Source organism: Hypnocyclicus thermotrophus, from assembly GCF_004365575.1.
GTDB lineage: Bacteria > Fusobacteriota > Fusobacteriia > Fusobacteriales > Fusobacteriaceae > Hypnocyclicus > Hypnocyclicus thermotrophus.
In genome coordinates this window covers 22,195-45,669 of sequence record NZ_SOBG01000006.1, presented here as the reverse complement: position 1 = coordinate 45,669, position 23,475 = coordinate 22,195, and the positions used below count along the sequence as shown (strand labels likewise).

At 26.9% G+C, this 23,475-nt stretch carries 22 protein-coding genes and 1 riboswitch; of the genes, 20 read left to right on the top strand and 2 right to left on the bottom strand.

All coding sequences use genetic code 11. The features are described 5' to 3' along the window. The first annotated feature begins 7 nt into the window (after positions 1-7). From aroQ to EV215_RS07265, 18 genes are all read left to right on the top strand, one after another. Positions 8-460 carry a type II 3-dehydroquinate dehydratase gene (aroQ, locus tag EV215_RS07350; protein WP_134113357.1) on the top strand — a complete coding sequence of 151 codons (453 nt, stop codon included), beginning with the start codon at positions 8-10 and terminating at the stop codon, positions 458-460. Continuing rightward, positions 447-1,250 carry a DUF368 domain-containing protein gene (locus tag EV215_RS07345; RefSeq protein ID WP_134113356.1) on the top strand — a complete coding sequence of 268 codons (804 nt, stop codon included), beginning with the start codon at positions 447-449 and terminating at the stop codon, positions 1,248-1,250. The genes aroQ and EV215_RS07345 overlap by 14 nt, the downstream gene beginning before the upstream one ends. A gap of 31 nt (positions 1,251-1,281) precedes the next feature. Beyond that, on the top strand, positions 1,282-1,686 hold the full coding sequence (gene flgB / locus EV215_RS07340; protein ID WP_134113355.1) for a flagellar basal body rod protein FlgB: 405 nt from the start codon (positions 1,282-1,284) through the stop codon (positions 1,684-1,686). A 17-nt stretch (positions 1,687-1,703) separates the two neighbouring features. Then, the gene (gene flgC / locus EV215_RS07335; RefSeq protein WP_134113354.1) at positions 1,704-2,156 is read left to right on the top strand and encodes a flagellar basal body rod protein FlgC; all 453 of its coding nucleotides are present in this window, start codon (positions 1,704-1,706) and stop codon (positions 2,154-2,156) included. A 12-nt stretch (positions 2,157-2,168) separates the two neighbouring features. Continuing rightward, entirely contained in the window at positions 2,169-2,465 is a 297-nt protein-coding gene (fliE, locus tag EV215_RS07330) for a flagellar hook-basal body complex protein FliE (protein WP_134113353.1), read from the top strand. 22 nt (positions 2,466-2,487) lie between these two features. Next, the gene (gene fliF, locus EV215_RS07325; RefSeq protein WP_134113352.1) at positions 2,488-4,086 is read left to right on the top strand and encodes a flagellar basal-body MS-ring/collar protein FliF; all 1,599 of its coding nucleotides are present in this window, start codon (positions 2,488-2,490) and stop codon (positions 4,084-4,086) included. A 12-nt stretch (positions 4,087-4,098) separates the two neighbouring features. Continuing rightward, entirely contained in the window at positions 4,099-5,103 is a 1,005-nt protein-coding gene (gene fliG / locus EV215_RS07320) for a flagellar motor switch protein FliG (RefSeq protein ID WP_134113351.1), read from the top strand. Next, positions 5,096-5,923, top strand: coding sequence for a FliH/SctL family protein (locus tag EV215_RS07315; protein ID WP_134113350.1), 828 nt, complete (start codon positions 5,096-5,098; stop codon positions 5,921-5,923). The genes fliG and EV215_RS07315 overlap by 8 nt, the downstream gene beginning before the upstream one ends. An 8-nt stretch (positions 5,924-5,931) precedes the next feature. After that, positions 5,932-7,242 (top strand): flagellar protein export ATPase FliI, encoded by a 1,311-nt coding sequence (fliI, locus tag EV215_RS07310; RefSeq protein ID WP_134113349.1) that lies wholly within the window; start codon positions 5,932-5,934, stop codon positions 7,240-7,242. 13 nt (positions 7,243-7,255) lie between these two features. Further along, positions 7,256-7,693 carry a flagellar export protein FliJ gene (gene fliJ / locus EV215_RS07305; protein WP_134113348.1) on the top strand — a complete coding sequence of 146 codons (438 nt, stop codon included), beginning with the start codon at positions 7,256-7,258 and terminating at the stop codon, positions 7,691-7,693. Positions 7,694-7,695: 2 nt separating this feature from the next. Further along, positions 7,696-8,388 (top strand): MotE family protein, encoded by a 693-nt coding sequence (locus tag EV215_RS07300; protein ID WP_134113347.1) that lies wholly within the window; start codon positions 7,696-7,698, stop codon positions 8,386-8,388. Next, complete coding sequence (locus EV215_RS07295; RefSeq protein ID WP_134113346.1) at positions 8,366-8,653, top strand: septum formation initiator family protein; 288 nt, start codon at positions 8,366-8,368, stop codon at positions 8,651-8,653. The genes EV215_RS07300 and EV215_RS07295 overlap by 23 nt, the downstream gene beginning before the upstream one ends. An 8-nt stretch (positions 8,654-8,661) precedes the next feature. After that, positions 8,662-9,684, top strand: a complete 1,023-nt coding sequence (glpX, locus tag EV215_RS07290; RefSeq protein ID WP_134113345.1) for a class II fructose-bisphosphatase — start codon at positions 8,662-8,664, stop codon at positions 9,682-9,684. Positions 9,685-9,758: 74 nt separating this feature from the next. After that, positions 9,759-11,810 carry a methyl-accepting chemotaxis protein gene (locus EV215_RS07285; protein ID WP_134113344.1) on the top strand — a complete coding sequence of 684 codons (2,052 nt, stop codon included), beginning with the start codon at positions 9,759-9,761 and terminating at the stop codon, positions 11,808-11,810. 77 nt (positions 11,811-11,887) lie between these two features. Further along, a riboswitch (purine riboswitch) is annotated at positions 11,888-11,986 on the top strand. 90 nt (positions 11,987-12,076) lie between these two features. After that, on the top strand, positions 12,077-13,615 hold the full coding sequence (gene guaA / locus EV215_RS07280) for a glutamine-hydrolyzing GMP synthase (protein ID WP_134113343.1): 1,539 nt from the start codon (positions 12,077-12,079) through the stop codon (positions 13,613-13,615). A gap of 63 nt (positions 13,616-13,678) precedes the next feature. Beyond that, positions 13,679-14,179: a hypothetical protein gene (locus tag EV215_RS07275; protein ID WP_134113342.1), complete on the top strand. Its 501-nt coding sequence runs from the start codon at positions 13,679-13,681 to the stop codon at positions 14,177-14,179. 9 nt (positions 14,180-14,188) lie between these two features. After that, on the top strand, positions 14,189-15,646 hold the full coding sequence (guaB, locus tag EV215_RS07270; RefSeq protein WP_134113341.1) for an IMP dehydrogenase: 1,458 nt from the start codon (positions 14,189-14,191) through the stop codon (positions 15,644-15,646). 12 nt (positions 15,647-15,658) lie between these two features. After that, positions 15,659-16,498 carry a fumarate hydratase gene (locus EV215_RS07265; RefSeq protein ID WP_134113340.1) on the top strand — a complete coding sequence of 280 codons (840 nt, stop codon included), beginning with the start codon at positions 15,659-15,661 and terminating at the stop codon, positions 16,496-16,498. Positions 16,499-16,566: 68 nt separating this feature from the next. Here the strand turns inward: EV215_RS07265 and EV215_RS07260 are convergent, their stop codons facing one another. Beyond that, complete coding sequence (locus tag EV215_RS07260) at positions 16,567-17,358, bottom strand: Cof-type HAD-IIB family hydrolase (protein WP_134113339.1); 792 nt, start codon at positions 17,356-17,358, stop codon at positions 16,567-16,569. Positions 17,359-17,367: 9 nt separating this feature from the next. Beyond that, positions 17,368-18,246 carry a VIT1/CCC1 transporter family protein gene (locus EV215_RS07255; RefSeq protein WP_134113338.1) on the bottom strand — a complete coding sequence of 293 codons (879 nt, stop codon included), beginning with the start codon at positions 18,244-18,246 and terminating at the stop codon, positions 17,368-17,370. Positions 18,247-18,415: 169 nt separating this feature from the next. Here EV215_RS07255 and EV215_RS07250 point away from each other — a divergent pair, with 169 nt between their 5' ends. Both EV215_RS07250 and EV215_RS07245 read left to right on the top strand, forming a co-directional pair. Beyond that, entirely contained in the window at positions 18,416-20,425 is a 2,010-nt protein-coding gene (locus EV215_RS07250; RefSeq protein WP_134113337.1) for an FAD-dependent oxidoreductase, read from the top strand. Between the two features lie 323 nt (positions 20,426-20,748). Further along, positions 20,749-23,403, top strand: a complete 2,655-nt coding sequence (locus EV215_RS07245) for a valine--tRNA ligase (RefSeq protein WP_134113336.1) — start codon at positions 20,749-20,751, stop codon at positions 23,401-23,403. Positions 23,404-23,475 lie beyond the last annotated feature (72 nt).

Genomic DNA, 23,475 nt, shown 5'->3' with positions numbered 1-23,475 from the left:
ATAAAATATGAAAATATTAGTTATTAATGGAGTTAATTTAAATTTTTTAGGAAAAAGAGAAAAGAGCCTTTATGGAGACAAAACTTTAGACGATATAATAAATAATATAAAAATCAAAGCTCAAAAATATAATTATGAAATTTTAGACTTTCAATCGAATATTGAAGGAGAAATTGTAAATAGAATTCAACAAGCATATTTTGAAGATATAAATTATATTATATTTAATCCAGGCGCTTTTACTCATTATAGTATTGCTATTCGAGATGCCTTATTATCGGTAAAAATCCCAACTATAGAAGTTCATATGACAAATGTATACAAAAGAGAAGAATTTAGACATATATCTGTTATTTCAGATATTGTAATAGGTAAATTGACTGGTTTTGGAGATATTGGGTATTTAATGGCAATAGAATATATAAAAGAAAAAGAGGAGAGTATAGATGGAGTATATTAAAAACATACTAAAAGGAAGTGCTATAGGAGCAGCAAATATTATTCCTGGTGTTTCAGGTGGAACATTAGCTTTTGTATTAGGAATTTATGATAAATTAACAGAAGCAATAGGAGAATTTTTTGAGGTAGATAATAAAAAAAGAATAGAATTTATTAAATTTTTAATTCAGATTGGTATAGGTGTTATTATAGGAATATTAATTTTTTCAAAAATTATTGAATATATGTATAATAATTATAATGAAGCAACAAATTTTTTCTTTATAGGACTCATAATACCATCTGTTTTTTTTATTTCTAAAAAAGAAAAAGTAAGAATAAAGAGTATTAATTTTTTATTTTTAGTACTAGGGATGCTTATTGTAATAGGTTTAGGATATTTTAATGGTTTTCAAAGAATTGAAAGTGGTATAATTAATATGAGTACTGTATACTTAATTAAATTGTTTTTTTGTGGTATAATAGCTGCAGGAACAATGGTAATGCCTGGAGTATCAGGATCATTAATATTATTATTATTAGGAGAATACCATAATGTAATAGGATTTGTAAATAACTTAAATATATTACCATTATCAGTAATTGGAATAGGTGCTATATTGGGGATAGTAATATTTGCAAGAATTATTGATTTTTTATTAAAAACCCATAGAGAGCAAACTATTTTATTTATCATAGGACTTATTTTAGCGTCAATAATAGAAATTTATCCTGGGATTACTTTTTCTATGCTTATTTTAGATATTATATCAATTATTTTAGGAATGTTTATTGTATATAAAATTTCTTAAAAATAGTTAAAATTTTTTAAGGAGGGAAATCATGAAACTTTTTGATAACAGATTTACTATATTAGAAAAAGGATTAGACGCTTATAATAAAAGAGCTGAAGCGATAGCAAATAATATAGCAAATGTAAATACTCCAAATTATAAAAGAAAAGATATTGAATTTGAAAAATATTTAAATACCGCACTTGGAGAAAATAAATCTTTAGAAGGAGTAACAACAAACTCAAAACATATTAAAATTAATACATTAAATATAAAAGAAATAAAACCATTAGAAGTAGTAGAAAAAAATACTATTATGAGAAATGATAAAAATAATGTAGATATAGAAAAAGAAAAAGTAGAGCAAGCTAAAAATAATATTAGATATCAAACAGCTATTACAAGAATATCTCAAGATTTCACATTATTAAAATCTGTTATAAAATCTAAGTAAAATAGGAGGGACTAAAAATGGGTGTATTTAATATTATGAATAAAGCAGCTTCTGGTATGACAGCAGAAAGATTTAGAATGGATATTATAGCAGATAATATAGCAAATGCGAATACTACAGTAACAGAACAGGGAGGACCATATAGAAGAAAATTAGTTGTATTTGAAGAAAAATTAAAAAAAGAATTAAAAGTACCAATGAATATAAATATAGATAGCAAAGAGGCAAGTATTTCTAAAAGCGAAGGAGTAAAAGTAGCAAAAGTTATAGAGGACAAAACACCTTTTAGATATGTATATGATCCTAATCATCCAAATGCAAATGAAAAAGGATATGTGGCTATGCCAAATGTAAATACAATAAACGAAATGGTAGACTTGATTACTGCACAAAGAGCATATGAAGCAAATGCGACTGTTGTTACTAATGCTAAAAGTATGGCTACAGCAGCACTTCAAATAGGTAAATAGGAGGAGTATATAATGATAGTAAAGTCTACAAATAAAATAAATGGAATTTTCAATAACAACGAGATAAATAAAAACACAAAAAAAGGGACGGAAAAATTTAGTGATTATCTAAAAAATGCAATTAATGAAGCTAATGAATTAAAAATTGAATCAGATAATTTAACAACTGATTTTTTAACAGGGAAAACAGATAATCTGCATGAGGTCATGATAGCAAGCCAAAAAGCTGAAATAGCATTGTTATTTGTAACAGAAGTAAGAAATAAAGTTATTGAAGGGTATCAAGAATTCGCAAAAATGCAGATTTAATATTATTTGGAGGAAATAAAAAATGAATGAGTTTTTCAAAAGAATAAAAAATCAGTTTACAACAATTTGGAAAAATTTAACTAAGATTCAAAAAATTACAATATTTTTTTTATTAGGAAGTTTATTGACTTTTTTAATTTTATTTTTTGTATTAAGTAGTAAAGTTAATTATGAGCCATTATTTACAGAATTAGAATCAAAAGATGCAGCTAAAATAAAAGCTAGTCTAGACAAAAGGGGTATTACATATAGAATTACAGGTAATGGTACAGTAATAGAAGTACCAAAAGAACAAAAATATGCTATTAGACTAGATTTAAGTAAAGAAGGAGTTTTACCAGATTCAGCAGTAGGATTTGAAATTTTTGATAATTCAAAAATTGGTGCTACTGAATTTGATAAACAAATGATGTTTTTGAGAGCACAAAAAGGTGAATTAGAAAAAACTATAAAGTCTCTTAGTCAAGTAAAAAGAGCGGTAGTAAATATAACACCAGCTAATAATAGTCCTTTTGCTAATGAAAAAACAGAAGCAAAAGCATCAGTATTAATAGAACTAGAATCATTTGAAACTTTAAAAGAAGAAAATATAAAAAGTATTATTGTACTAGTAGCAGGAGCTATTGAAAATTTGCCAAAAGAAAATGTAGAAGTTGTAGATACTTCTGGAAATATACTTTCAGATATGGTTGATTTTTCGCAAGAAGGATCTTTAGCATCTAGAAAAAGAATAGAATTACAACAAGAAATAGAAAAAAAGTTAGAGAGAAGTGCTAATGGGGTATTAAATGTTCTTGGTGGTGGAAACTATAGAGTAAAAGTAAGTGTGGAATTAGATTTTAATAAAGAAAGTTATCAAACAGAAAGTTATACTACACCAACTGTATCAGGTGAACAATTAACACAAGGACTTATAAGAAGTGAACAAAATAATTTAAAAGAAGTAAGTGGTGGAGTAAATGATGTAGCTAGTGGAGTACCAGGAACAACAAGTAATATACCAGGATATGTTGGGAAAGAAGAAAGTAATAGTAGTAATTATAAAGAAAATAATGTTGTAAAAAATTATGAATTAGATAAAAAAAATACAGTTTATGAAAAATCTATTGGAAATATTAAAAGAATGACAGTATCAGTTACATTAAATAAAGATTCTGTATATTTTAAAGATAAAGAAAATATAACGCCAGCAGAAATAACACAATTTGAAAACATGGTAAAAACAGCAGTTGGGTTTAATGAAAATAGAGGAGATAAAATAAATGTTACGGTATTACCATTTAATTTTGAAATAGCAAAAAGATATAATGATTCTATTGCAGAAGAACAAAAATGGAAAAAATATCAATTGATAGGAATTTATTTTATTATTATTACTCTAATAATAGCGGGAGGCGCATTATTATTATTTAAAAGACTTGAAAGTAAAAGAATTAAAGAAAGAGAAGAAAAAGCAATTGCTGATTTATTACCTCAGCTTGATGACGTAAATTTAAATGAAGAAGCGATGAGCATAGAGGAGCAAGAGAGAGCAGATCAAGAAAATCAAATTAGACAAATAGCAATCCAAAAACCTGAAGAAGTAGCCAATCTTTTAAGAAATTGGTTAATGGAAGATTAGGGGGAAAGAAAATTGGCAGAAAAATTAACAGGGAAACAAAAAGCAGCAATACTTATGATTGCATTAGGACAAGATGCAGCTGCAGAAGTTTTTAAATATTTAAAACCTGATGAAATAGAAGATCTGACATTTGAAATAGCAAAGGTTAATAAAGTTCAGTTAGATCAAAAAGAAAAAGTATATGAAGAATTTAATGAAATGATGGTAGCTCAACAATATATATCACAAGGTGGTATAAATTATGCAAGAGAATTACTTCAAAAAGCTGTAGGTGAAAATAAAGCTGTAGAGATTATTACAAAACTTACATCAAATCTTCAAGTTAGACCTTTTGATTTTATTCAAAGAACAGAGTCAGAGCAAATACTTAACTTTATATCTGGAGAGCATCCGCAAATTATAGCACTTATAATATCCTATCTTCCTGCAGATAAAGCTGGAGAGATTATGTCACATTTACCTTCAGAAAAGCAAATAGATATTGCAAGAAGAATAGCACAAATGGAAAGAACTTCTCCAGAGATGATAAGAGAAGTAGAAAGAATTTTAGAAAGAAAAATTTCAACAGTTATGGGTCAAGATTATACTATGACAGGTGGTATAGATGCATTAGTTGAAATATTAAATAATGTAGATAGAACAACAGAAAAAACTATTATAGAAGGATTAGAAGAAGCAGAAGCAACACTTGCTGAAGAAGTTAAAAAGAAAATGTTTGTATTTGAAGATCTTATCTTGCTTGATGATAAATCAGTACAGCAAGTACTTAAAAATGTAGAAAATAAAGATCTTACTATGGCTCTTAAAGGATCAAGTGAAGAGGTTGCAGAAAAAATATTTAAAAATATGTCTAAAAGAGCTGCAGATAATTTACGTGAAGATATGGAATATACTGGACCTGTAAGAGTAAGAGATGTACAAGAAGCTCAACAAAGAATTGTTGCTGTTGTAAGAAAACTTGAAGAATCAGGTGAAATTCAAATAGCTAGAGGAAGTGAGGATGAGCTAATTGTTTAATGTAATTAAGGGTAATTTTGTAAAAAAAAATACAGAACCTGTAGTAATTAAACATAAAAAAAATACAGTTGCAAAAGAAAATGAAGACTTAATTAAAAAAAATGAACAAAAAATAGAAAACGAGATTGATTACGAAGAAGAATACTATGATGAAACAGAAGAAAAATCAGATGAATTTGATAATTTTGAACTTGATGAAATATTACTTTCAAAACAAAATGAATTAAAAGAATTAGAAATACAAATGGAAAAATTAAAACAAGAAGCAGAAAATGAAGCTTATAGAATAATAGAAGAAGCAAGAATTGAGGCTGAAAAAGAAAGTAATGATATAAAAGCTAAAGCTTGGGATCAAGGATATCAAGAAGGATATGAAGCAGGGAAAAATCAAGTTTTATTAAATTCGAGTAATGTTTTTTCAAACGTTCAAAGAGTTTTAGAAGAAGCAATGAATGAAAAAGAGATTATGTTAAATAATTCTAAAGAAGAAATAATAAATTTGATAATAAAAGTAGCAGAAAAAGTCATAAAAATAGAAGTAAATAATAAAGAAATATTAAAACAAAATTTATTAGAAGCTTTAAAAAATATATCTGTTTCACCAAAAATTACAGTTTATGTAAATTGGGAACAAGTTCAATATGCAAAAGAATTAAAAGAAGAAATGAAAAGTAAATTTTATAATATAGAAGAATTTAATATTTTAGAGGATAAAACTTTAACTCCAGGAGGGTGTGTAATAGAAACACAAATGGGAAGAGTAGATGCAAGTATTGAAACACAATTAGAAACTATAATAGATAAACTACATGAAGAGTAGGAGAGAAGATGAAAATAGATTTTGATAGATATAATGAAATAGTTGATAGTATTCAAACTATAAAATCTGTTGGGAGAGTAGTAAGAGTAGTAGGACTTACTATAGAATCTTCTGGGCCACTAGTACATCTAGGAGAACATTGTTATATAAAGTTACTAAATTCAAATAAAAAAATAGATGCAGAAGTAGTAGGGTTTAACGATAATAAAGTACTTCTTATGCCACTTGGGGATATGAAAGGAATAGGACATGGATGTGAAGTAATTCCTAGTGGTAGAAGCCTTAGTGTAGGAGTGAGTAAAAAATTACTGGGAAGAGTAATAGATGGGCTTGGAAATCCAATTGATGATAAAGGTAAAATAGAAATAGAAAAATATATGCCACTTGAAAATCAAGCACCTAATCCATTAGCTAGAAAAAGAATAACAGAACCTCTTAATATAGGAGTAAGGGCAATAGATGCTAATATATCTTGTGGAAAAGGACAAAGAATAGGTATATTTGCTGGTTCTGGAGTAGGGAAATCAACATTACTTGGGATGATATCTAGGAATAGTTCAGCAGATATAAATGTAATAGCATTAATTGGAGAACGGGGAAGAGAAGTAAGAGAATTTATAGAAAAGGATCTTGGAGAAAAAGGGATGAAAAATACAGTTGTAGTAGTTGCTACATCTGATCAGCCAGCATTAGTAAGACTTAAAGGTGCTTCTACAGCAACGGCAATAGCAGAATATTTTAGAGATAAAGGTTATAATGTAATGCTTATGATGGATTCACTTACGAGATTTGCTATGGCACAAAGAGAAATAGGACTTGCGGTAGGAGAACCACCAGCTACTAGAGGTTATACACCAAGTGTTTTTGCAGAACTTCCAAAGCTTTTAGAAAGAACAGGAAATTCAGATAAAGGAACGATAACAGGACTTTATACAGTATTAGTAGACGGTGATGATTTAAATGACCCAATAGCAGATACAGTAAGAGGGATTTTAGATGGTCATATAGTTTTATCTAGAAAAATGGCTGAAAAAAATCATTATCCTGCAATAGATGTACTTGCTAGTGTATCTAGGGTTATAAATAATATAGTTTCAAAGGAGCATTTAGAAGCTAACCAAAAATTAAGAGAAGTATTAGCAACATATAATGAAGTTGAAGATTTAATAAGCATAGGAGCTTATAAACAAGGAAGTAATCCAAAAGTTGATTATGCTATATCAAAAATAGAAGAAGTAAATAATTTTTTAAAGCAAGGTATACATGAAGAAAGTAATTTTGAAGATACTAAAGATATTTTAATAAATCTTTTTAATTAAAAAGGGATAAAAAATGTTTAAATTTAAATTTCAAAAAGCATTAGATTATAAACTGGAAGAAGAGCATCAAGCAAAAGATATATATTTTAGAATTCAAGAGAAAAAAAATAAAAAACTTAAAGAAAAAGAAATATTAATTAATAGAAAAGCAGAATTACATCAAGAATTCAAAGCTTATAAAGTTGGGAATATAGATATAAATAGCTTAAAAAATTATAATAATTTTATATTAAAAATAAATAATGAAATAGAAGAATTTAATAAAGAGCTTAATATTATAGAGAAAAATCTTGAAAAAGCGAGAGAAGAATTTTTTGAAATACGTAAAGAAAGAAAAATATTTGAGAAATTAAAAGAAAAACAGCTTGAAGAATATAAAAAAAATATGCAGAAAAAAGAAGATAAATTAATAGATGAATTAAGTAATAATTTATATAATAGGAGAAACTAATAATGGCTGAAAATAAAAAAGAAATAAAGAAAAAAAATAATGGAATGAAATACTTTATACTAACTATTATAATGTTTTTAATTTTTCTTTTTACATTAATAGGAGGAATAATATTTTTAGATATAATAGGAGTATTAAACTTAAGTAAAGTAATATCTAAAGATTCAAATATAGCAAAATTACCTTATATAGGTAATTATATTAGTTATAGTTATAATATTCATTTAACAGAAGAAGAGAGATTAAAAAATACAATGTTGAAATATCAAGAAATTCTTGAAAATAAAAGAAAAGAAATTGAATTAAAAGAATTGGCAGTAACAAAAAGAGAAGAGGATGTAAAAGTATTAGAAAAAGAATTATTAACAAAAGAAAAAGAGCTTCAACAAAAAGAAGAAGAATTAATAAAAAAGGAAGAAATATTAAAAAAATTAAATGCGGAGTATTCAGCTAAAGATGAAAATATAACAAAATTTTCAAACATATATGCTAAAATGCAACCAAATTCAGTAGCAATAGCTGTTAATAATATGGAATTAGATATTGTTTCTAAAATATTTGAAAAAATGGATGAAAAAAAAGTAGCACTTATACTTGATGAGCTTTCCAAAATAAATCCGCTTCGTGTAAAAGAAATAGTTGAAACAATGACTAAAAAAAACGAGGTTCCAAATGTTAGTAAAAACACGAATTAAATTAAAGATTGTGCTTATTATATTAATAATAATAGTTATGATAAAATGGTGGCTATTTCCTATAATAAATGTATTATATGATATAAATAAACTTAATTTGAAAATTAAAAATAATGAATTAAAAATAAATACACTTGAAAAAACATATTCAAAACTACAATTAGAATTAAAAAATATAGAAAATTTAGATATTATAGAAAAAAAAGCTAGAAATTTGTTAGATATGAAAAAGGAAAATGAAAAAATTTATAGAATAATAGAGTAGGAGGAATAATGAAAAGAGAACTAGCGTTAGAATTTGCTAGAATTACAGAAGCAGCAGCCCTTGCAGCATATAAATGGATAGGAAAAGGAGACAAAGAAGGGGCAGATCAAGCAGCAGTTGATGCAATGAGAAATATGCTTAATGAAATTGAAATTGAAGGTGAAATTGTAATAGGTGAAGGTGAGATTGATGAAGCACCAATGCTTTATATTGGTGAAAAAGTTGGTAAATATGAAGAAATTGAAAATATATCTCAAGTAGATATAGCAGTAGATCCTGTAGAAGGAACAAGGATGGTTGCACAAGGGCAAGCAAATGCAATAGCAGTACTTGCAGCAGGAAATAAAGGGAGTTTTTTAAAAGCACCAGATATGTATATGGAAAAATTAATAGTTGGCCCACGAGCTAAAGGTGCAATAGATTTAAATTTACCACTTATGGAAAATATAAATAATATAGCAGAAAAAATGAATAAAAAGGTATCAGAGCTTAAAGGGATAATATTATATAAACAAAGACATTATCAAGTAATAGAAGACTTACAAAGAATGGGTGTGAGTATATATGCACTTCCTGATGGAGATGTAGCGGGGTCATTATTGACAGCTATAGTTGATTCAGGAATAGATTTTTTATATGGAATAGGTGGAGCACCAGAAGGAGTAGTATCAGCGGCAGCATTAAAAGCTCTTGGTGGTGACATGAATGCTAGACTTAAATTAAGACGGGAAGTAAAAGGGATATCATTAGAAAATGATAAAATAAGTAACTTTGAGAAAAAACGTTGTGAAGAAATGGGAATAGATATAACAAAAGTTTTAACAATTGATGATATGGTAAAAGATGATGAAATAGTTTTTTCAGCAACAGGAATAACAAAAGGAGATCTTTTAGAAGGGATAAAAAGAAATGGAAATATAGCTAGAACTCAAACACTTTTAATTAGGGGAAAAACAAAAACTATAAGATACATTAACTCAATACATAATCTTGAATATAAAGATGATGCAGTAAAAGAGTTGTTAATATAGTTTAATTATTATTTAGGGTATGTAATTTTATATACCCTTTTTTATTATAAGTTATTATAAGGAGTGTGGTAAAAATGAAAATAGGTAAAAAAATTAGTATTATTTTTGTCAGTATAACAATATTCATATTATTAATAATTAATATTTTAGTTTATCAATTTGGTAAAGCACTATTAAGAAAGCAAATAATAAGTGATATTGAAAGAATTAATGAATTAACTTATAATATGGTTGATACAAGTGTGAATGTATCAGTAAAAAGCTACTTAAGAGGAATAGCGGAGAAGAATTTAGATATTGTAAAAGAATATTATAAAAAAGTACAAAATGGTGAATTAACAGAAGCTGAAGCAAAAAAAGAATTATCTCGAATTATATTAAGTCAAAAAATAGGAAAAACAGGGTATCCATATGTAATGTCATATAAAACAGGTAAAATATTAATTCATCCTAAAAAAAGCGTAATAGGAAAAGTTTCATCTTTATATAAGGACATTAAAGGAAGAGAACAATCTAAAAATGAATATATAGAATATGAGTATAAAGGGAAAAAGAAAGCTTTATATAGAGTATATTTTAAACCATGGGATTTTTTAATAAGTGCAACTAGTTATAAAGATGAATTTAAAGAGTTAATAAAAAAAGAAGACTTTAGGGATAAAGTATTATCAGTAAAAATAGGAAAAACAGGATATACATATATAATGGATAGTAAGGGTGTACTTGTAATTCATCCAGCAATAGAAGGAAAAAGCATATTAAATGCAAAAGATATAAATGGAAAAGAGTTTGTAAAAGATATAATAGATAAAAAAGAAGGGAATACAATATATTATTGGAAAAATCCAAATGATAAAATAGCAAGAGAAAAAATTGTAAATTCAAAATATTATAAAGATTTAGATTGGTATATTGTAAGTGGTACTTATACAGAAGAAATAATGGGACCAATAATAAATTTTAGAAATTTATTATTTATAATAAATATATTTATTTTAATAATAGTAGCTATAACTTCTAGTATAATAGGAAATACATTTGCAAAGCCAATAAAAAAATTAACAAGTGATATAGATCAACTATCAAATGGAGATTTAACTTTTAAAACTAATATAAAAACAAAAGATGAGATAAATACTATATCAGAAAGAATTAATAATTTAATAGATAAATTAAATATTACAATAAATAAAGCTCATAATTTATCACAAGATATTAATATTCAAAATATAGAATTAGAAGAAGATATGACAACTATAATAAATAGTGAAACAAAAGACAGTATATTTATATTAAAAAATATGATAGAAAACATACTAGATCAAGTAAGGGATCAAACAGCAAGTACAGAAGAAACATTAGCAAGTGTAGAAGAAGTATCTGCATCTGTTAGAACGGTAAGAGAATTTAATACAGAAATATTAGAAAATTCAAAGGTAACGTTAGATGTTGCAAAACAAGGAATTGAGTTTGGTACTATAGTAAAAACTGATATGAATGATGTAACTAAAAAAGTAATAGATACCAATGAAAAGGTAAAAGATTTAGTAAATATATCAAAAGATATAGGGAATATAACAGTAGCAATAAATGCAATATCAGAACAAACAAATTTACTTGCATTAAATGCAGCAATAGAAGCGGCAAGAGCAGGAGAAGCCGGAAGAGGATTTAGCGTAGTAGCAGAAGAAATAAGAAAATTAGCAGAGCAAACAAGTAGTGAAACTAAAAAAATAGATGAAATAACAACTACAATACAAAAAGAAGTAGAAATTGTTGCAAAAGGAAATGAAGTAGTAAAAGAAAAAATAATATATGCTGAAAAAGGAATTATAGATTTAGTAGATAATTTAAATAAAGTGGTTGATTTATCCAAATCAACAGATGAAAAAATAAAAGATATAGACACAAATTTAAATGAACAAATGCTTGCGGTAGAAGAAATAGCAAAAGCGGTGGAGAATATTGCAAATAATTCAACAACTATAGAATCATATGGAATTAAAACAGATGAATTAGGAGAAAATATCAGCTTAATACTAAAAGATAAATTAGAAATAATTAGGGATATATTAGAAAAAAATAGAGATCTAGATAATGAACTAAAATTTTTCAAACTTAAATAATATTATAAAAAGATTTTTAACAATCGAAAGTGTTGACAATGTTTTGTTTTTGTGATATTATCTTATAAATTTAAAAATAGAATAATGAATACTTCATTCATATAAGCCAATAATAAGGATTGGTGTTTCTACGATTGACCGTAAATCAATCTTCTATGAGTGAAAGTTTTTATATTTAGTTAGCCTAAGTATATACTTTCACCATGGGATAAGTATATACTTAGGTTTTTTGTTATAAACAATTTTAATTTAAGGAGAGAAAATAGATGTATAAAGATAGTATACTAATTTTAGATTTTGGTTCACAATATAATCAACTTATTGCTAGAAGAATTAGAGAAATGGGAGTATATGCTGAAATAGTACCTTATTTTACACCAATAGAAGATATAAAATCCATGAAACCAAAAGGAATTATATTATCAGGAGGCCCAGCATCAGTATATTTAGAAGAGGCACCTACATTAGATAAAGAAATTTATGAGTTAAATATTCCTATACTTGGGATTTGCTATGGAATGCAGCTTACTATGCATTTACTTGGTGGTAAAGTAGATAAAGCTGATAAGCAAGAATTTGGAAAAGCAGAATTAATAATTGATAAAAATAAAAGTAAATTTTTTAATGAAATACCTAAAAAATCACAAGTATGGATGAGTCATGCAGATCATGTAGTAGAAATAGCACCTGGATTTGAAAAATTAGCTCATACTGATTCATCAATAGCAGTACTTGCTGATGAAGAAAAAAGAATATATACAGTTCAGTTTCATCCAGAAGTAACACATTCAGTATATGGTAAAAATATATTAAAAAACTTTGTTTTTGAAATAGCAAAATGTGAAAAGAACTGGTCAATGGAAAATTATATAGAAAAAACAATAAAAGAAATAAGAGAAAGAGTAGGAGATAAAAAAGTAATTTTAGCTCTTTCTGGAGGAGTAGATTCATCAGTAGCAGCAGTATTGATACATAAAGCTATTGGAGATAATTTAAATTGTTTTTTTGTAGATACAGGACTTATGAGAAAAGATGAAGCAAAAAAAGTAATGGAAACATATGGTAAAAATTTTAAAATGAATATTGAATGTATAAATGCAGAAGATAGGTTTTTAACAAAGTTAAAAGGAATAACTGATCCAGAAGAAAAAAGAAAGATAATTGGAAAAGAGTTTATTGATATATTTGAAGAACAAAAACAAAAATTTAAAGATGCAGATTTTTTAGCACAAGGAACAATTTATCCAGATGTAATAGAATCACAATCTATAAAAGGACCATCATCAACAATAAAATCACATCATAATGTAGGTGGGCTACCTGAAGAAATGGAATTTGAGTTATTAGAACCACTTAGAGAATTATTTAAAGATGAAGTAAGAAAAGTAGGAAAAGAATTAGGAATTCCTGAATATATGATAGATAGACATCCATTTCCAGGACCAGGTCTTGGTATAAGAATACTTGGAGAAGTAACAAAAGAAAAAGCAGATATTTTGAGAGAAGCAGATGATATTTTTATAGAAGAACTTAGAAAAAATAAATTATATGATAAAGTAAGTCAAGCATTTGTAGTACTTTTACCAGTTAAATCAGTTGGAGTAATGGGTGATGAAAGAACATATGAATATACCGCAGTATTAAGAAGTGCTAATACAACAGACTTTATGACAGCTACATGGTCGCATCTACCATATGAACTTTTAGAAAAAGTATCAAATAGAATAATTAATGAAGTAAAAGGAATAAATAGACTTGCTTATGATATAAGTTCTAAACCACCTGCAACTATTGAATGGGAATAATCCTTTACATAATATAATGAAATATAGTATCATATAAAAAATATTATAAGAGGAGTTGATACTATGTTTTTTTATGAAGATTTGGTCAAAAATGTAGAAAAAAAAGAGGTAAATTTAGATAAAGAAAAATATAAATTTTCTCTTAATTTTAGAACAAAAATTATTAAAATAGGAACAGGATTACCGTTAATTTTAATAGGTTTATATTATATGGCTGATATTGTAAATAAAAAATTATCTATTTCGGCAATACTTGGAGCGCTTATATTTTATACAGGAATATTAATAGTACAAGAAGTATTTACTTTTAGGCTTATTATTGATAAGAAAAATGATGAGATAATTACAAAAACATTTAGATTTAATATTAGTAGTATAGATAGTATAGAGTTAAAAAAAATGGTTATTCCTAGAACTAAAAAAATAGAGGCTTGCTTAGATATTATTACAGTAGAAAAAAAACAATATATAATACCACTTGTAATGAATAAAAAAATAGAATTTTGCGCAATTTTGAGAGAATTAAAAAGAGAGAAATTTAAAATAATAAAAGATGATATTTAAGGAGGAATAATGTTAAACGGGAAAATAATAAAAGAAGCCATAACATTTGATGATGTATTATTGGTGCCACAAAAATCAGAGGTGTTGCCTCATGAAGTATCATTAAAAACAAAACTTACTAAAAAAATAGAATTGAATATACCTATTTTAAGTGCTGCAATGGATACAGTAACAGAAGCAAGATTAGCGATTGCAATTGCAAGAGAAGGCGGACTTGGATTTATACATAAAAATATGACTATAGAAGAACAAGCGGCTGAAGTAGATAAAGTAAAAAGAAATGAAAGTGGGATGATAACAGATCCTATAACACTTCATAGAAATTCAACTCTTTTAGATGCAGATACTATTATGGGCAAATATAAAATATCTGGATTGCCTGTAGTAGAAGATGATGGAACTTTAGTTGGGATAATCACAAATAGAGATCTTAAATATAGAAAAAATTTAGATGAAAATGTAGAAAAAATAATGACTAAAGAAAATTTAATAACGGCTTCCGAAGGAACTACCTTAGAAGAAGCAAAAGAAATATTGTTAGAAAATAGAATAGAAAAATTACCAATTGTGGATAAAAATAATAAGTTAAAAGGATTAATAACTATAAAAGATATAGATAAAGCAGAGGAATTTCCATTAGCATGTAAAGATGAAAAAGGAAGACTTAGAGTTGGTGCAGCTGTAGGAGTAGGGAACGACACTTTAGAAAGAGTAGAAGCTCTTGTAAAAGCAGGAGTAGATATAATAACTGTAGATTCAGCACATGGACATTCTAGGGGAGTACTTGAAACTATAAAAAAAATAAGAAATAAATTTCCTGATTTAGATATTATAGGTGGAAATATTGTAACAAAAGAAGCTGCTCTTGATTTAGTAAAAGCAGGAGTAACAGCTGTAAAAGTAGGAGTAGGACCAGGTTCTATTTGTACAACTAGAGTTGTAGCAGGAGTAGGGGTTCCTCAACTTACTGCAGTAAATGATGTATATGAAGTTTTAAAAGAAATGGAAATAGGAGTTATAGCTGACGGTGGTATAAAATTATCTGGTGATATAGTTAAAGCTTTAGCTGCAGGAGCAAATTGTGTTATGGTAGGAGGATTACTTGCAGGAACAGATGAAGCACCTGGAGAAGAAATAATATACGAAGGAAGAAAATTTAAAATATATGTAGGGATGGGCTCAATGGCTGCTATGCAAAGAGGAAGTAAAGATAGATATTTTCAAAATAATGCAAAAAAACTTGTACCTGAAGGAATAGAAGGAAAAGTAGCATATAAAGGAAGTTTATCAGATGTAATATTTCAAATGTGTGGAGGAATAAGAGCTGGAATGGGATATTGTGGAGCGCCTACTATTGATGATTTAATAAAAAATGGTAAATTCGTAAAAATTACTGGAGCAGGTCTTAAAGAAAGTCATCCACATGATATAAGTATAACAAAAGAAGCACCAAATTATCAAAGATAATTGGAGAATAAAATGAGAAAAATAGAAAAAAAATTAATAATAGAAGAAGTAGCAAAACTTTGTGTAGATGCAAATCATAATATACCATTAGATGTCATAAGCAAATTAAAAATATCAAAAGATAACGAAAAAAATAAGTTGGGTAAAAATGTATTAGAGGAAATAATAAAAAATGATGAGATAGCTAGTAGAGAAAAGATGGCAATGTGTCAAGACACAGGATTAGCAGTAGTATTTCTAGAAATAGGAAGAGAAATATATTTTGACTTTGATATATATGAAGCTATAAATGAAGGAGTAAAAAAAGGTTATAGTGAAGGATATTTAAGAAAATCGATTGTAAGAAGTCCTATATTTAGAGAAAATACAAAAACAAACACGCCAGCAGTTATTCATACAAAATTAGTAGCTGGAGATAAATTAAAAATTATTTTTGCTCCAAAAGGTGGTGGTAGTGAAAATATGAGTACTGTTAAAATGATGAAGCCATCTGATGGTATAGGAGGAATTAAAAACTTTGTAATAGATTTTGTAAAAAATGCAGGTGGGAATCCATGTCCACCGATAATAGTAGGAATTGGAATAGGTGGGAATTTTGAAAAATCAGCTATTTTAGCAAAAGAAGCGCTTTTTAGAAAAATAGATGATATAAATGAAGATAAAGAATTAGCTAAAATAGAAAATGAATTATTAGAAGAAATAAATAAGTTGAATATAGGGCCTATGGGATTTGGTGGTGATACAACAGCACTTGCTGTAAAAATAAAATCCCATCCATGTCATATAGCATCGATGCCAGTAGCTATAAATATAAATTGCCATGCTGCTAGGCATAAAGAGAGAATAATATAAAAATTTGATTAATTTAATAAAAAAAGTGAGATAAAATTTACTCACTTTTTTTTATTAAATTAAAAAATTTATAAATTAAAAAATTTTTTTAAAAATATACCTACACCATTCTCATCATTAGAAATAGTTTTATATTTTATAAGAGATTTTAATTTTTTATTAGCGTTATCCATAACAACACCTATTTTAGCATATTTCAACATTTCATAGTCATTAAAACCATCACCAAAAGCCATGATATTTTCAGTGTTAAAATTTTTATTTTTTAATATTTGTTTTAATGCATTAGCTTTTGAGACGTTTTTATGCATAACTTCAAGAAAATTATCATTAGAACGACCTAAATATATTGTATTTTTGTATTTTTCTTTTAAAAATTTTTCTAAGATATCTATATTTTCTTTTGAAGAGATATACATTAATTTAAGAAAATTTGGATTTTCTAGAGTAGAAAAATCTATATAATGTTCTTGTAAGCCCGAACGTTCTTTGTATTCTTTGGCTTCATTTGTAAACTCCTCAATATACCACTTGAAATTATGAAAAGCATGGAAGTAGATATTTTTTGTTTTTCCTATATTAATAAGTTCTTTAGAAATATTTTTAGATAAAACTTTTTGAAAAATCAAATTATTATTTTTATAGATGGCAGCACCATTATAACTAATAATTTCATTAGTTAGATTTAGTTTATTTATAGTAGGTAGCATAGCCTCATAACTTCTACCACTAGCTAAAATTATTTCAAGTCCATTTTTTTTTAATTTTTTTAATATTTCTATGTTAAAATCAGATATTTCATGATTACTATTTAGTAAAGTACCATCGAGGTCACACACAATTAATTTAATATTTTTCATAAATTTCTCCTATATTTCTACTCCTAATAAATTTTTTACGATTATTCCAATAATAAATGATAAACCTGCAACACCCATACTTAAAAGTGCCATTTCTAAAAATCTATGTATAAAATTATAATCTTTTGCAATAGAAATATAGAAATTAAATACTAAAATAATAAGTAAAGCAAATATTAATGTAAGTATAAGGGCTGAAGAATAACTTTTTAATACAAGATATGGTAAAGCTAGAATTATAACAGTAAAAATATATGCAATTCCTGTATAAATACTAGATTTTAATGCATCATCATCGCCTTCTGCTTTTGTCGCTAAATATTCACTTGCAGCCATAGAAAACGAAGCTGCAATTCCAGTAATTAATCCAGACATAGCGATTAATTTTGTATTTTTCAATGCAAAAGTAAGTCCGGCCAGAGTTCCAGTAAGTTCAACAAGAGCATCATTAAGTCCAAGAACAATAGAACCAATATAATCCAACTTTTCTTCATTTATCATATTAATAAGTAATTTTTCATGTTTGTCTTCATCATCAATCATTTTTTGAATATTAGTTGCTAGATCTTTATCTAAGTTATTTTTTAATATTTCTAAATAAGCATTTTTTCCTTTATCTTCATTTATTTCCATTAATTTTATACCAAAAGTAAGACCTAAAAATCTAGCAATAAAAATATAAAACCATACTTTAAAAATCCTAATTTTAGGTTTTTCATTTAAAAGTGTTTTCCAAGTTTCTAAATGTTTTAATTCTTCTTCTCCTATATTATCTAAAATTTTAGAATTTTCTAGATTTTTTTCGAGTTTTGCTAGTTTTTTATAAACTAAATAACCTTCATACTCTTCTTGCATAAATTTTCTTATAATATTTTTATCGATAGTCATATTTCCTCCTATTTTATATTAGATTATATATTAATTTTATCATTTATAAAACAGGAGTTCAAGGAATAAAAGGATATTATAACTATATAAAAATAAACTATTGACAAAATAAAAATACTGATATATTATAATATTGTAATATATTAATATAGAATAATGGAGGAGATTTATGGAAAAAATATTAATAATCGGAGGAGTTGCTGCAGGAGCAACAGCAGGAGCAAAAGCTAGAAGAGTATCAAGTGACGCTGAAATAACAATATTAGAATCAGGAAATGATATATCATTTGCAAATTGTGGATTACCATATTATATTGGAGGAGATATAAAAAATAGATCAAAATTGATTTTAGAAAGTCCAGAAAGTTTTTATGATAAATATCAAATAAAAGTAGATATTCATACGACAGCTACTGAAATTGACAGAAAGAATAAAATAGTTTATGCTGTAGATTCAAGAACAGGAGAAAAAAGAGAGTATGAGTATACAAAACTTATACTTGCACAAGGAGGACGTCCTATAGCACCTCCAATTCCAGGAGCAAAAGAAAATCATGTGTTTCAACTTTGGACATTGGATGATATGGATAAAATCCATTCATATATAGAGGATGAAGAACCACAATCAGCTGTTGTTGTTGGTGGAGGATTTATTGGTCTTGAAATGGCTGAAGCATTAGTAAAAAGAGGATTAAAAGTATCATTAGTAGAAATGCAACCACATGTAATGGCACTAATGGAAGCAGAGATAGCTGGATTTATTCAAAAAGAATTAATATCGTATGGTGTAGAACTTTATACAAATAAAAGTGTAACTGAAATCTCTCGAAAAAATGTTGTATTAAATGATGGAAATAAAATAGATGCAGATATGGTAATAATGTCAATAGGAGTAAAACCAACATTAAAACTTGCGCAAGAAACAGGGCTTGCTATTGGAGAGGCTGGTGGATTATTAGTTGATTCATATTTAAAAACAAGCGATGAAAATATATTTGCTGCAGGTGATATGGTAGAATTAGAACATAGAGTAAGTGGTAAAAAAGTAAGAATACCTCTTGCAGGACCTGCAAATAGACAAGGAAGAATAGCTGCAGAAAATGCATTAGGTGGAAACCATAAATATAGTGGATCAATAGGGACATCTATTGTTAGGGTATTTGAAGCGGTTGCAGGAATTACAGGATTATCTTTAAAAGCAGCTCGAAAATTTGGAATAAATGCAGATGCAATTACAGTTCATAAAGAACATCATACTTCATATTATCCAGGGTCAAAAGATGTAACTGTAACTATTGTTTATGATAAAGAAACAGGAGTGATTTTAGGAGGACAGACAGCTGGATATCAAGGAGCGGATAGAAGACTAGATGTTCTTGCAGTTGCAACAGCAACAGGTCGTACTATTTATGAATTAGCAGATGTTGATTTTGCTTACTCACCACCACTTGGAACTGCTAATGATGTTATAAATATGGCAGCATATGCAGCAGAAAATAGAATAACTGGATATTCTCCATCTTTAACAGTAGCTGAATTAGATGAATATTTAGAAAATAAAAATGCACTATGGATAGATGTAAGAGACTTATTTGCATATGAAAAAGCAAATGTTCAAGGAGCTAAAAATATACCACTTGAAGTATTTGCTACAAAATTAAATGAAATTCCTAAAGATAAATTAATAATTTTATATGATTATAATGGTAAAAAAGGACATCAAGCATTAAGAACATTAATTGGAGCTGGATATAAAAATGTAATTAATGTAAGTGGAGGATTTATGAGTATAGCTAATTATGCTATGGCAATAACTCCTAAAAATTTTGATGTGAATTTAGAAGAAATAGAAAAAAAAGATATTAATGAAATAGAAAAAGAAGAAATAAAAGAAGAAAAAGTAAAAGAGACTAAAAAAGTAGATTTAAACGAACCTTTAATTGTTGATGTTAGAACAACAGGAGAATTTTTAAGTGGAGCATATCCTGGAGCTATAAATATACCTTTAGATGAATTATTAAATAGAGTAGATGAATTAGGACCTAAAAATAGAAAAATAATATTATATTGTGCTTCTGGAAGTAGAAGTTCATACGCTATATCAATTTTATCAAGATTAGGATTTACAAATCTTGAAAATGGTGGCGGAATAATGCATATGATGATGAATAGAAGATAGTTTTAAAAGAGCTTTGTATTTACAAAGCTCTTTTATTATGAAAACTTGACAAAAAAATAAAAAAATGTTATTCTGATATTATCTTTTAGTATAATTTTTTTGTTTTAAGGAGATAATAAACTATGATAGAATTTTTAGCAGTGGTCAAAGTCGTAAAAAATAATATATTATTTTTAAAATAATAATTATAGAATAGTTATGACTCATGCTAAGAATTGATTTTATCAAAATTTATTAAAAAGTCAATTAACAGCTATTCTATATAGCTGTTTTTTTTATGTTTAATAATTAAAAGTTTAAAATATATTTAAGGAGGAGCTAATATGAAAGATATGGCTAAAACTTATTCTCCAAATGAAATTGAGGATAAGTGGTATAAAAAATGGGAAAAAAATAAATATTTTGCGGCTACATTAGATAACGAAAAAGAGGGATATAGTATAGTTATTCCACCACCAAATGTAACAGGAATTTTACATATGGGGCATGTATTAAATAATTCTATTCAAGATACACTTGTAAGATGGAAAAGAATGAGTGGATATAATACTTTATGGATGCCAGGAACTGATCATGCAGGGATAGCTACTCAAAATAAAGTAGAAAGAAAATTAGCTACTGAAAATTTAACGAAAGAAGATTTAGGAAGAGAGAAATTCATAGAAGAAGTATGGAAATGGAAAGAAGAGCATGGTGGAATAATAACTAAACAACTTAGAAAATTAGGTGCTTCTCTTGATTGGGATAGAGAAAGATTTACAATGGATGAGGGACTTTCAGATGCAGTTAAAGAGATTTTTATAAAATTATATGAAGATGGACTTATTTATCAAGGGGAATATATGGTGAATTGGTGTCCTAGATGTACTACAGCACTTGCTGATGATGAAGTAGAGCATATAGATAAAGAAGGACGAATATGGGAAATAAAATATCCTATAAAAGATAGTGAAGATTATTTAGTAATAGCTACTACAAGACCAGAAACTATGCTTGGTGATACAGGGGTAGCTGTTCATCCAGAAGATGAAAGATATAAACATCTTATAGGGAAATCAGTTGTTTTACCATTATTAAATAGAGAAATATCAATAGTAGCAGACGATTATGTAGATATGGAATTTGGGACAGGTGTAGTAAAAATGACACCAGCACATGATCCTAATGATTTTGAAGTAGGAGAAAGACAAAATTTAGAAATTTTAAATATAATGACAGATACTGGAAAGATAAATGAAAATGGTGGAAAATATAAAGGACTTGATAGATTTGAAGCAAGAAAAGAAATTTTAAAAGATCTTGAAGAATTAGGATTATTAGTAGGAAGTAAAGTTCATAATCACGCTGTAGGACATTGCTATAGATGCGATACAGTAGTAGAACCTAGAGTATCAAAACAATGGTTTGTAAAAATGAAACCTCTTGCTGAAAAAGCACTTGAAGTAGTAAGAAATGGTGAAGTAAAAATAATTCCTAAAAGATGGGAAAAAGTATATTTTAATTGGCTTGAAAATATAAGAGATTGGTGTATTTCTAGACAGATATGGTGGGGACATAGAATACCAGCATATTATGCAGAAGATGGAACGATGTTTGTAGCTAGAAATATGGAAGAAGCTAAAGCTAAAGCAAAAGAAAAATTTGGTAAAGAAGTAGAACTTACTCAAGAAACAGATGTACTTGATACATGGTTTTCATCAGCACTTTGGCCTTTTTCAACTATGGGATGGCCGGAAAAAACACCTGAATTAGATATGTTTTATCCAACAGCAACAATAGTAACAGGAGCAGATATATTATTTTTTTGGATTGCTAGAATGATAATGATGGGATTATATGAAATGAAAGAAGTACCATTTAAAACAGTGTACTTACATGGTATAGTAAGAGATGAACAAGGTAGAAAAATGTCGAAATCATTAGGAAATTCTCCAGATCCTCTTGATTTAATAGAAAAATATGGGGCAGATGCTATTAGGTTTACAATGATATATAATACTTCTCAAGGTCAAGATGTATTTTTTTCTGAAAAACTTATTGAAATGGGAAGAAATTTTGCTAATAAGATATGGAATGCATCAAGATTTGTACTTATGAATCTAGAAGGTTTTGATAAGAATAGTATAAATAAAGATGAGTTAAATCTTGAGTTAGTCGATAAATGGATATATTCAAGATTAAATACTACAATTAAAGAAGTTAATGAAAAATTAGAAAAACATATTTTAGATGAAGCAGCTAAAATAGTATATGAATTTTTAAGGGGAGATTTTTGTGATTGGTATGTAGAAATAGCTAAAATAAGATTATATAATTCAAATGATGAAATAGGTAAAAAAACAGCTCAATATGTTCTTTGGGATATATTAGAAAAAGGGCTTAGATTATTACATCCATTTATGCCGTTTATAACAGAAGAAATTTGGCAAAATTTAAATACTGGAAAAGAAACTATTATGTTAGAAGCTTATCCAGTATTAAATAATAATAAAATTAATAAAAACATTGAAAAAGATTTTGAATATATTCAAACATTAGTAAGTTCAATAAGAAATATAAGAGCAGAAATGAATATATCACCAGCAAAAGATTTAGAAGTTTTAATAAAAAGTAGTGTAGAAAACGAATTAAAAGTATTAGAAGAAAATAGTATTTTTATAAAAAATCTGGCAAAATTATCTAATTTAAAATACGGAAGAAATATGGAAAGACCAGCAAGTTCAGGATTTAGAGTAGCAAATGGAAGTGAACTATATGTACCTTTAGAAGGAATATTAGATTTGGATGCAGAAATTAAAAAAATAACTATGCAAATAGAGAAAATAGAAAAAGAGTTAGCTAAGGTAAATGGTAAGTTAAATAATGAAAAATTTGTTTCAAAAGCCCCAACTGCAATTATAGAAAGAGAGAAAAAAATACAAAAAGAATATGAAGATAAATTATCTAAATTAAAAGCCAATTTGGAAAGTTTTAAATAGAAAAAGAGGAGCAATCCTCTTTTTTCTTGAATTATTAAATAAAAAGTAGTATAATGAAACACAAAGAACAAA

Bases quoted from the DNA above. Each gene is read 5' to 3' on its own strand.
- aroQ (WP_134113357.1), top strand. From the start codon at position 8: ATGAAAATATTAGTTATTAATGGAGTTAATTTAAATTTTTTAGGAAAA.
- EV215_RS07345 (WP_134113356.1), top strand. From the start codon at position 447: ATGGAGTATATTAAAAACATACTAAAAGGAAGTGCTATAGGAGCAGCA.
- flgB (WP_134113355.1), top strand. From the start codon at position 1,282: ATGAAACTTTTTGATAACAGATTTACTATATTAGAAAAAGGATTAGAC.
- flgC (WP_134113354.1), top strand. From the start codon at position 1,704: ATGGGTGTATTTAATATTATGAATAAAGCAGCTTCTGGTATGACAGCA.
- fliE (WP_134113353.1), top strand. From the start codon at position 2,169: ATGATAGTAAAGTCTACAAATAAAATAAATGGAATTTTCAATAACAAC.
- fliF (WP_134113352.1), top strand. From the start codon at position 2,488: ATGAATGAGTTTTTCAAAAGAATAAAAAATCAGTTTACAACAATTTGG.
- fliI (WP_134113349.1), top strand. From the start codon at position 5,932: ATGAAAATAGATTTTGATAGATATAATGAAATAGTTGATAGTATTCAA.
- fliJ (WP_134113348.1), top strand. From the start codon at position 7,256: ATGTTTAAATTTAAATTTCAAAAAGCATTAGATTATAAACTGGAAGAA.
- EV215_RS07300 (WP_134113347.1), top strand. From the start codon at position 7,696: ATGGCTGAAAATAAAAAAGAAATAAAGAAAAAAAATAATGGAATGAAA.
- EV215_RS07295 (WP_134113346.1), top strand. From the start codon at position 8,366: ATGTTAGTAAAAACACGAATTAAATTAAAGATTGTGCTTATTATATTA.
- glpX (WP_134113345.1), top strand. From the start codon at position 8,662: ATGAAAAGAGAACTAGCGTTAGAATTTGCTAGAATTACAGAAGCAGCA.
- EV215_RS07285 (WP_134113344.1), top strand. From the start codon at position 9,759: ATGAAAATAGGTAAAAAAATTAGTATTATTTTTGTCAGTATAACAATA.
- guaA (WP_134113343.1), top strand. From the start codon at position 12,077: ATGTATAAAGATAGTATACTAATTTTAGATTTTGGTTCACAATATAAT.
- EV215_RS07275 (WP_134113342.1), top strand. From the start codon at position 13,679: ATGTTTTTTTATGAAGATTTGGTCAAAAATGTAGAAAAAAAAGAGGTA.
- guaB (WP_134113341.1), top strand. From the start codon at position 14,189: ATGTTAAACGGGAAAATAATAAAAGAAGCCATAACATTTGATGATGTA.
- EV215_RS07265 (WP_134113340.1), top strand. From the start codon at position 15,659: ATGAGAAAAATAGAAAAAAAATTAATAATAGAAGAAGTAGCAAAACTT.
- EV215_RS07260 (WP_134113339.1), bottom strand. From the start codon at position 17,358: ATGAAAAATATTAAATTAATTGTGTGTGACCTCGATGGTACTTTACTA.
- EV215_RS07255 (WP_134113338.1), bottom strand. From the start codon at position 18,246: ATGACTATCGATAAAAATATTATAAGAAAATTTATGCAAGAAGAGTAT.
- EV215_RS07250 (WP_134113337.1), top strand. From the start codon at position 18,416: ATGGAAAAAATATTAATAATCGGAGGAGTTGCTGCAGGAGCAACAGCA.
- EV215_RS07245 (WP_134113336.1), top strand. From the start codon at position 20,749: ATGAAAGATATGGCTAAAACTTATTCTCCAAATGAAATTGAGGATAAG.